At 40.6% G+C, this 9971-nt stretch carries 8 protein-coding genes and 1 tRNA gene; 5 read left to right on the forward strand and 4 right to left on the reverse strand.

The window, feature by feature from the left end:
• Positions 1 to 447, reverse strand: a complete 447-nt coding sequence (locus tag IMPJCBKJ_RS03750) for a DNA polymerase III subunit chi (RefSeq protein ID WP_054552639.1) — start codon at positions 445 to 447, stop codon at positions 1 to 3.
• Between the two features lie 126 nt (positions 448 to 573).
• Positions 574 to 2088, reverse strand: coding sequence for a leucyl aminopeptidase (gene pepA, locus IMPJCBKJ_RS03755; protein WP_062570143.1), 1515 nt, complete (start codon positions 2086 to 2088; stop codon positions 574 to 576).
• A 322-nt stretch (positions 2089 to 2410) separates the two neighbouring features.
• Between pepA and lptF the strand changes: the two genes are divergently transcribed.
• Both lptF and lptG read left to right on the forward strand, forming a co-directional pair.
• A complete protein-coding gene (lptF, locus tag IMPJCBKJ_RS03760; RefSeq protein ID WP_054552637.1) occupies positions 2411 to 3523 on the forward strand; it encodes an LPS export ABC transporter permease LptF in 1113 nt (370 codons plus the stop codon).
• Complete coding sequence (lptG, locus tag IMPJCBKJ_RS03765) at positions 3520 to 4587, forward strand: LPS export ABC transporter permease LptG (protein WP_054552636.1); 1068 nt, start codon at positions 3520 to 3522, stop codon at positions 4585 to 4587. The genes lptF and lptG overlap by 4 nt, the downstream gene beginning before the upstream one ends.
• 64 nt (positions 4588 to 4651) lie before the next feature.
• On the opposite strand, the gene IMPJCBKJ_RS03770 is transcribed toward lptG, so the two are convergent.
• Positions 4652 to 5152 (reverse strand): RDD family protein, encoded by a 501-nt coding sequence (locus IMPJCBKJ_RS03770; RefSeq protein WP_138598900.1) that lies wholly within the window; start codon positions 5150 to 5152, stop codon positions 4652 to 4654.
• Positions 5153 to 5572: 420 nt separating this feature from the next.
• Between IMPJCBKJ_RS03770 and IMPJCBKJ_RS03775 the strand changes: the two genes are divergently transcribed.
• From IMPJCBKJ_RS03775 to IMPJCBKJ_RS03785, 3 genes are all read left to right on the forward strand, one after another.
• Positions 5573 to 5657: transfer RNA gene (locus tag IMPJCBKJ_RS03775), tRNA-Leu, on the forward strand.
• A 401-nt stretch (positions 5658 to 6058) separates the two neighbouring features.
• A complete protein-coding gene (locus tag IMPJCBKJ_RS03780; protein WP_054552627.1) occupies positions 6059 to 8230 on the forward strand; it encodes a GGDEF domain-containing phosphodiesterase in 2172 nt (723 codons plus the stop codon).
• A gap of 47 nt (positions 8231 to 8277) precedes the next feature.
• A complete protein-coding gene (locus tag IMPJCBKJ_RS03785) occupies positions 8278 to 9291 on the forward strand; it encodes a fatty acid desaturase (protein ID WP_166338864.1) in 1014 nt (337 codons plus the stop codon).
• A gap of 119 nt (positions 9292 to 9410) precedes the next feature.
• Here the strand turns inward: IMPJCBKJ_RS03785 and IMPJCBKJ_RS03790 are convergent.
• Positions 9411 to 9971, reverse strand: a 561-nt coding sequence (locus tag IMPJCBKJ_RS03790; protein ID WP_166338866.1) for an IS630 family transposase, incomplete at its 5' end; no start/stop codon positions are given.

A 9971-nucleotide genomic window follows, 5' to 3' on the forward strand; every position in this document is an offset into this window, starting at 1 on the left:
TTAAATGTCAATTTCTTGCGTTGCAATATGGGCGCCCAGTTGGCGAAGCTTTTTAAACCGCTCACGGGCGGCTTGCTTAGCATTTGGCTCAACGGGTACGAAATCATAAACCTGCTGAAAACGGCGAATAAAATCCGGTAGGTGCTCAGCTAAGTTGATTAATATTTTTCTGTTGCCGACAGGTGGAGTCATACCAATTTCAACCGGAGCGCCACCTTTAGGGCCTTCACCTTGTAAGTTGTGTGGTACAAAACTATCTGGTTCAAATGACCAAATGATGTCGTCGATTGTGTGGGCCGTGTCGGTGTTATCAGCGTAAATAAATACGCGATGACCTAGACGATACTGATCCGCAGCAATTTTAGCTGCCAGATCGAAAACAGCGCCAGCCGCTTGGTGGGCACTATCATCTTGTTTTAGAACGTAAAATTGTGCGTTCATATTCATAGTGACTTTCGTCCCCACAGATACACAGATCAAAGCAGGGATTTTGACATAGAACGCGAATTGCTTCAATTAATAAGGCGCCATTTGGCGCCTTATTTAGGGTTAGTTTTAAGCTTGCGGTAAGGCTTAATCGTGACTTGCTTCGCTCACGCCTGCGCGGTTTAGCAAATACTGAGTCAACATAGGTACCGGACGACCGGTTGCGCCTTTGTTTTTACCGCCGCTGCGCCATGCTGTACCTGCAATATCTAAATGCGCCCAGTTATATTTTTTGGTGAATTTAGATAAGAAGCATGCCGCTGTAATCGTACCTGCTGCACGACCACCTAAGTTGGTGAAATCAGCGAATGGGCTTTCAAGTTGCTCTTGATAGTCATCCCATAAAGGTAATTGCCATGCGCGGTCGCCACTTTGCTCAGATGCTTTTAGTAGGTCATGGGCCAGTGGGTTGTGGTTTGATAGTAAACCTGTGGCATGCGAACCTAGCGCGATAATACACGCACCTGTCAGTGTTGCTACATCGACAACGGTATCAGGTTCAAAACGCTCAACATAAGTGAGTGCATCACACAGTACTAAACGGCCTTCAGCATCTGTGTTTAACACTTCAACTGTTTGACCCGACATGGTTGTTAAGATATCACCTGGGCGATAAGCGTTTGAGCCAGGCATGTTTTCACAACCCGCTAAAACACCGACAACGTTAATTGGTAATTGCATTTGCACAAGTGCGCGCATAGTACCAATAACACCTGCGGCGCCACCCATGTCGTATTTCATTTCATCCATGGCTTCGCCTGGCTTGATTGAAATACCGCCAGAGTCGAAAGTTAAGCCTTTACCGACTAACACGATTGGCGCTTGGTCTTTGTCGCCACCTTGATAGTTGATGACCGACATAACCGATTCATTAGCACTACCACGGCCAACCGCTAGGTATGAATTCATGCCCAGCTCTGCCATTTTTTCTTCACCAATAATATCAACAGTCACATTATCGAAGTTATCAGCGATTTCTTGTGCTTGCTCACCTAAATAAGCTGGGTTACAGATATTTGGCGGCATATTGGCAACGTCTTTACATAACTTGCTACCTGCAGCAATGGCTAAGCCATGCTCAATTGCACTTTCGCCAATGGTTAACTCACGACGCGTTGGTACGTTGAAAACAATTTTACGTAAAGGACGACGAGGGTCGCTTTTTTTGCTCTTCAGTTGATTGAAGGTGTATAAGCAGTCCTGAGTTGTTTCAACTGCTTGGCGTACTTTCCAGTAAGTGTCACGACTCTTAACATGTTGCTCAGTTAAAAAGCATACCGCTTCCATTGAACCTGTTTCGTTAAGTGTGTTTATCGTTTTTGAGATAATTTGTTTGTATTGTTTGTCATCAAGCTCGCGCTCTTTGCCGCAACCTACCAACAATACTCGTTCGCTTAGTACATTAGGTACATGATGCAATAGTAATACTTGGCCAGGCTTACCTTCAAGATCGCCGCGGCGCAATAAGTTTGAGATATAACCGTCACTGATTTTATCTAATTGTTCACCAATGGGGGATAAACGACGTGGCTCATAAACGCCTACTACAATACATGCGCTACGTTGCTTTTCTGGACTACCACTTTTTACGCTAAATTCCATTGTTGCTCCTGATATTGAGTCGTATAACCTTAATTTATAAGGGTAAGAATTTATTTTTCGAGTCTTTTCTTACATTTTTTAGTTTAGTAGCACTAATCTTAGTACATAAACCATGACTCTATTTATGTGTTTTTGAACTTTATCTTAATGTGAATATCAATATCACATAATAGATGTCATCTGTACCATTAATGCAAGATTATATGCGCTTGCTAGGTATGATATTTGACACTGATGACATATAATAAAGTGAGTAAAATAACTAGTTTACTCAAAAATCCTTACTATTCCAGTGAAACTCGATGTTTAACAGGGGCGAGCATTGCTAATTTTTCGTTATTTGACCACTGAAGTCTTCAAGTCGCAGGTCGCCGTATTTTTAACTTTGATGACTATTTTTGTGTCTCAAAAGTTTGTTGTTATTTTAGGAGACGCCTCTGAAGGGGGTCTTCCAGCTAAACTTGTGCTTTCGATGATTGCGCTAAAGCTTCCTCAACTTGCTTCACTTATCCTGCCTTTGAGTATCTTCTTGGGTATTATTTTGGCGTACAGTCGCATTTATGCTGACAGCGAAATGACAGTTTTCAGAGCCTGCGGTGTCAGTGAGTGGTACGTAGTTCGGGTAACGCTTATCTCAAGTACTGCCATGGCTATTTTAGCTGGTGCCCTAACTCTTTATGTCGCACCATGGGCCAGTGAGCAAGAATATCAATTAAAAGAACAAGCAAAAGCCGATGCTGGCTTATCGGCATTACGTGCTGGGCGTTTCCAGCAAACAGGTAACGAAAAAGCGGTCGTTTTTATTCACAACATTGAAAACAGTGGTAAAGAGCTACACAAGGTATTTGTTGCGCAGTTACCTGATCGTGAAAAAGGTGACTTAGCCCGTTTAGTGTATGCAGAGCGTGGTGTGGTGATTGAACAAGATAACGGTGAACAGCAACTTGTTCTTAATGATGGTAAGCGTTACGAAACAGACGGCGAGTCTGCTGCTTTGAACTTAACTGAGTTCGATGGTTACAGTGTACAAATTCAAGATCAAGAAATAGAGCACCAGCGCCGTAAGTTAGAAGCAATTCCAACCCTTGATTTATTGAAAATGAAAACCTCTGAAGCCATTGCACAGTGGCAGTGGCGTTTAGCTATTCCACTTTCAATTCCATTATTAACTTTACTCGCGGTGCCTCTGAGTGTGGTGAATCCGCGCCAAGGTAAATTCGCTAAATTAGTGCCCGCAATTAGCTTGTATTTAGGGTATTTCATTTTGTTGAATGCCGCTAAGTTTGCTGTTGAAGATGGAAAAATACCGCCTTCAATTGGCTTATGGTGGATCCATTTATCAGCCTTGTTTATTGGTGGTTTCTTGATTATTAAAGGTCGTCCGCTCGGCGCATGGTTAAAGGCAGTTGTGACTAAGCGGGAGTTAAGCGCATGATGAAAACACTCGACTGGTATTTAGGTCGCAGCATAATTCAAACAACCGGTTTTGCTTTAATGGTGCTGGTAGGTATCAGTACCCTCATTAAGTTTATTGAGCAGTTAAAATCAGTTGGCCGTGGTAGCTACGATATTGCAACAGCGTTGATTTACACCCTGTATAGCATGCCAGGTGATTTAGTTATCTTCTTCCCAATGGCAGCATTGATTGGTGGCTTAACAGGTCTAGGCGCATTGGCATCAAATAGTGAGTTGGTTGTTATGCAAGCGGCGGGTATGTCACGTTTGCAAATTATTGTATCAGTCATGAAAACCGCGATGTTTATGGCTATTTGTATGATGGCGCTAGGTGAATGGGGCGCCCCAGAAGCACAGCTCAAAGCAAAAGAAATACGTAACCAAGCGATTTATGGTGGTGATGTATTTAATGCTAAGCAAGGTGTGTGGGCGAAAGATGGTAGTAACTTTATTAATATTGAAGATGTCGATCAGCAAGGTACTTTACGTGGCGTGCATATGTATCACTTTGATAAATCGTTGCAACTTACGCAAATTACCAAGGCAGAAGAAGCATTAAATCGTAAAGATGGCTGGTTACTTCGTGATGTAAATAAAGTCATGATCACGCCAGAGCAGATCACGACTGAGCAGTACAAAGAAGAGTTCTACGACTCGCAACTGACTGCTGAAAAATTAGGCGTCGTATCAGTTAAGCCCGAATCGTTGTCGTTTACTGGGCTTTGGTCTTATTTAGGTTATTTACAGCAAAATGAACAAGATACTAGCACCTATGAGTTGGCGCTATGGCGCAAAATCATGCAGCCAGTATCTATCGCCGTTATGTTGTTAGTTGCTCTGTCGTTTATATTCGGACCACTTCGCACAGTAACCATGGGCGCACGTATCATCATGGGTGTTATAACTGGTATTACTTTCCACTTAACCAATGAGATATTTGGTCCTGTGGTAATGGTTTACCAAATTCCAGCTGTGGTTGGTGCTGTGTTACCAAGTCTGTTGTTTATTGGGTTTGCAACATACCTGTTGAATAAACGGGTGTAAAATTCGTTTTAAATCATAAAAAAGCGTGGTTTGAACCACGCTTTTTTTTATGCTTGATTTGCCTTTAATCAAGTGAGCGATAAATACGTTTGTTTTCTTCTTTAGTTAAAGTGATCACTTCAGTTTTTGCAATGTAATCTTGCAATGCGCGTTTATTTTTAAAATCGACCAACACCACTAAGTTACCTAAACCTAATAGTGCAGTAATGGCTCTAAGTGCACCTTGATGCCAGCTAATTAAATGGCCATCGAGGGTTTGCACCTTCAAACGCCACGCGCGCATACCAATTGTTTGGCCGCTTTTAGTCCAAAAGTAACTAAAGAAACTGATACTCACTATTACTAATAATGCGCTACGGATACCGTATAGTAAGGGTGAATTTTGAATGAAAGCAGAGACATCTTCGGCGTCACCAATGCTAAGTAACTCTAAAGAAATAAGCCCTTGAATAGCTAATAAATACAGTACGGTTGTCAGCATCGCAAAGGCAATGATAACCAAGGTATCGTAAATTAAAGAGGCAAAGCGGCGCCAGAAACCGGCACGTGGAAACTCAGCTGACATAAACAATCTCATCCAATTAAATTGCGCAGTAGTTTAGCAAAGTCCTTCGCAAACAAGAAATACTTAACGGCTGTTTAGTATGCTGGGAACTGAACTGGCTTTGCTAACCTTAATTACACAATCAAAATGAGTATGCAAACATCACTATTTATTAAAGCAAAACCCACCATACCTTTAATCATCCAAGCTTTAAAATTTCAATACCTATAAAACTAGTAGGGTAGTGGACACTGACAAACTCTAAAGTTAACAACTTGTTTAATTATTGTTCGGTTGATCAGTGACGCCGCACAAAACGCTTGCTGCCTTACCCATTCTTTGTATAATGCTTGGCATAGAGACAAAAGCAGTAAAAAAAGCTTTCGCTCTAAAGTGGTTTTTCTTTATCTTCTCGTGTTTAGAAGGTTAAAGAAAAATGAAGCCAGTATGATGGAATTGGTAGACATGACGGATTCAAAATCCGTTGCCTTCGGGCGTGGCGGTTCAAGTCCGCCTACTGGTACCACTTTTGAACCCTAGCCAATTGGTTAGGGTTTTTTTATGTCTGAAAAAGCTACCAGCCATCAGCTGTCAGTTTTTAGCCGAGCGGTGCGGTTGTTGGGTTTTGAAACCACCCTCAGCCCCAAGGGGGTATTTTGCCTAGCACCCAGAGCCTAACACCTATAACTCAAATCTAAGTACTAATTCACCCCCGATTAAAATAACTTTTGTTCTATTTATAACCTGTAAACTTCAAACTATGCTTACTTTTGAAATAACCATGAAAAATGTATGCTTATTTGTTTGAAAGTTAACCGCTTTCGACTAGAGTACCATGGTGTTTAAGTGCTTAATATAATAGAATTTACCGTCTTTAGTTCAGGTTAAGTCAGACTCTTAGCGGAAAAAACGGTTGGGTGGCATAACATGGGTACATACGATTTAAAGCGTATTGTTGAAAGTATTTCAAATCTTAAAAGTGAGAACTTTTATAATGCAATATGCCTATCTTTATCAGAAGTGCTGGGTGCTTCGCATGTTTTTTTGGCTCAAGTCGATGAGTCAACTTTATATGCGACAACCATCGCTTTAGTTGCGCATGACGAAATAGTTGAAAACATCAGCTACGATATTCGCTGTACACCATGCAATGATGTCAGCTGTGGCAGTGTTTCAAGTTACAACTCAGGTGTTCAGCAGCTATTCCCTAATGATCAATTGCTTGTTGATATGGATATTGAAGCTTATGTGGGTGTGCCATTACAAAGCATTTCTGGCAAGACAAATACCATTCTGGTAGCGCTTTTTCAGCATGAAATAAGTGATGCGTTATCAATCGAATCTTTCTTTTCGTTATTTACAGGTTTAATCCAGCGTGAAATTGAAAAAGACCGTTTCATTGCTAAGCTAGATTTTTCTAATCAGTTAATAGAACAAAGCCACGAAGCTATTTTTATCTGCGACCACAATGTAGAAATTACCTATGCAAATACTGCCTTCACTAAAATGACGGGCTATTCGCTGGACGAAGTCTTAGGGGAAAACCCTAAAATTTTAAGTTCAAACCAGTATGATCCACATTTTTATAAAGCTATGTGGCATCAGATTAATACTGAGGGCAAATGGTCTGGTGAAATTACCAATAAAACTAAGCAAGGTAAGCTATATACGCAATTTTTATCAATAACCAAAATGCAAAATAATGCTGAGGATTGCTATGTGGCGTTTATTTTAGATATTACCGAGAAAAAAGAAGCTGAGCGAAAAATTTATTTTCACGCTAACCACGACCAACTTACAGGGTTAACTAATCGTTTTTACTTTAAAGAGTACTTGTGTACTTTAATTTCGTCTCTTGCATATCAAGATGAAGTAGATACAAACTTGGCAGTAATTTATTTTGATGTTGATAAATTTCAGAATATTAATACGGTATATGGCCTAACATTTGGTGACAAAGTCTTATGTAAACTAGCTGAGCGACTTGAAAGCTGTTTTAAAGAATCAGCCTTTTCTCGAATAGATGGTGATAGCTTTGCTATTTTACAAACCTATCAGCATATTAGTGAGCTAGAACATGTTTGTAAGCAAATTACAGCATTGTTGGTTGAGCCTTTTTCAATTGGTGGTATTAGCCAGCAAGTATATGTAACTCTTGGGATCAGCTGTTTTGAGCAACGTTATATTTCATCCTCTGAACATAAAATCGAAAAAATAGCACGCCGCTTGATAAGACAAGCTGAGCTTGCAACTCTCAATGCAAAGCAAGCTGGTACGGAGTATTTATTTTTCTGCACTGAAATGGATAACAAAATAAAAACACAAAACTTGCTTATAGATCAGCTAACTTTGGCAGTGAAAAACGACGAAATTGAAGTTTATTTTCAACCTATTATCGATATAGAAAATAACACGGTTGCTAAATTCGAGAGTTTAGTGCGTTGGAATAATCAAGGGCAATGGGTATCACCTGCGGAGTTTATTCCGTTAGCAGAAGAGTCTCGAGTGATTATTCCACTTGGTGAGCTGGTGTTGGTTAAAACTTGTCAGCAAATAAAAGCGTTAGAGCTGCAAGGTTATAACGATGTTGTTTTTAACGTAAATCGGTCTTTATTTGAGTTTACTGAGTTTAATCCTGAGCGTAATGCATGGCTTGAAATTATCAACAACCAAGGGGTTAAGCCGTCACAAATCTCTTTTGAATTAACTGAAAGTGTTTTAGCTCCTGAAAATACTAACCATCTCGATGTGCTTACTCAATTAAAAGAGGCGGGTTGCTTAATTTCATTGGATGATTTTGGTACCGGTTATTCATCTCTTAGTTATTTACGCCGTTTCCCTGTTGATGTACTCAAGCTTGATAAGTCTTTCATAGATGAAGTTCATGTTGATTTAGGTGACGAAGCGCTGGTTAAATCGATTATCCAAATGAGTCGAGTATTGGGTATTAAGGTCGTTGCTGAAGGGGTTGAAGAGCGCGAGCAATTGGCGGTGCTTACCGAAGCAGGCTGCGATTATATCCAAGGCTATTACTTTTCTAAGCCATTACCAGCAAATGATGTAATACCATTTTTAACGCAATTTTCTAGAGAGCAGTAGATAATTACGGTATGATTTTGGTATTAAGCAGTTAGCAAAAGCTTACTATGTCAAAATTAACCGCAAAGCAAAACATCAAGGCGATTGTTACAGCCATTAAGGCCGAAGAGCAGTCGTTAAGAGCGCGTTACCCTATACTTAACCAACAAAATAAAATTGCGATGGTAATTCTGCTGGTGTCGTTGTGTTCACTATTCGGTGTTGCGACACTTTATTACTTAGCGGTTATTCCCTCGTGGCTTTGCATCATTCTGGCTGCCTTTATTACCTCAATATCGCATGAGCTTGAGCATGACCTTATCCATAAGCAGTATTTTAGTAATCGTCCTTTTATACATAACTTTATGATGTTAACCGTGTGGCTTATGCGGCCTAATACGGTGAACCCTTGGTATCGCAGAAAGATTCATTTACATCACCATAAAGTATCCGGCACCTCACAAGATTTAGAAGAGCGTTTAGTAGGCAATGGTATTAAGTCGCCCTTGTTGAGAGCTTTGGTCATTACTGATGGCTTGCTAGGTTTGTTAATCAATACCAAGCGATTTAAAAAAGAAATTAGTGGTTTTAAGTTCTTCCGTGTATTTAATGCGGGCTTTCCGATTGCTACTGCGTATTTTGCGATTCTTTACGGGGTAATTGCTTATTATGCAGTGCAGTTCGTACAGCCATTTACATTGCCGCCGTGGGGAGCTGAGTTATTGGCGATGGCAGAGTTTTTAATGGTGGTACTTATCGTGCCTAATATTATTCGTTCGAGTTCTCTTAACTTAGTGACATCTTCAATGCATTATTATGGCGGTGTAAATAATTTGCTTGAGCAAACGCATGTGATCACCAGCCGCTGGTTTTTACCGTTTCAACTATTTTGTTTTGATTTTGGTCGTACCCACACAATCCATCATTTTGTGCCGAATCAGCCCTTTTATATCAGGCATTTGATAAGCAAAAAAATACATCCTATTATGGCTCAGCATGGGGTACGTTTTAATGATTTACAAAGCTTGAAACACGCTAATCATTACCCTGTAAAAGAGCAGTCATCTCAACAAGGAGTTTAATATGAAGGTTACCGGTCGTTGTCATTGTGGTGAGGTAACTTACCATGCAAACGTTGATGAAAATAAAGTGATAAACTGTCACTGCACTGATTGCCAAATTATACCATTCCGCATAAAGATTAAATCAATTTAATCCATTCCCGATTGCACATTTTCTTCACTCGATCCGGGATTGAAATAAAGTGATTCCATGCCTTTGAAACTTCATCGACAATTTCGTCATAGCCCGAAAACACTCTATTGGATAAACAATGCTGTCGTATCCAGCTCCATACTTGCTCTATTGGATTTAGCTCTGGTGAATAAGGTGGGAGCTTTATCAGGGTTAGGTTTTTAAATTCTGCAGCTGTATCGTATGTGTGCCAGCCTGCGCCATCTATTATCACGACAGCGTGTCTTCCAACAGGTGTCGCGTGTGATATCTGGCGCATATGCTGCGTCATTGCTTCTTTATTTACGAATGGGCTAACTAACGCTTCTGTTTGGCCTGTGGCTGGACATACCGCGCCAAATAAGTATCCATAGTCAAATTGCTGTTGTTTTACAATCCGTGGCCGAGTGCCTGTTTCAGCCCAAATGCGCGTAGTCGGATTTTGCTGGCCAAATCGTGCTTCGTCCTGAAACCATACGTCGATCCGATCAAGAGGAAGGTGTCCTGGTGTGTGAAGGATCGTTTCCAG

The organism is Pseudoalteromonas sp. MB47 (assembly GCF_011319765.1).
Taxonomy (GTDB): Bacteria; Pseudomonadota; Gammaproteobacteria; order Enterobacterales; family Alteromonadaceae; genus Pseudoalteromonas; species Pseudoalteromonas simplex.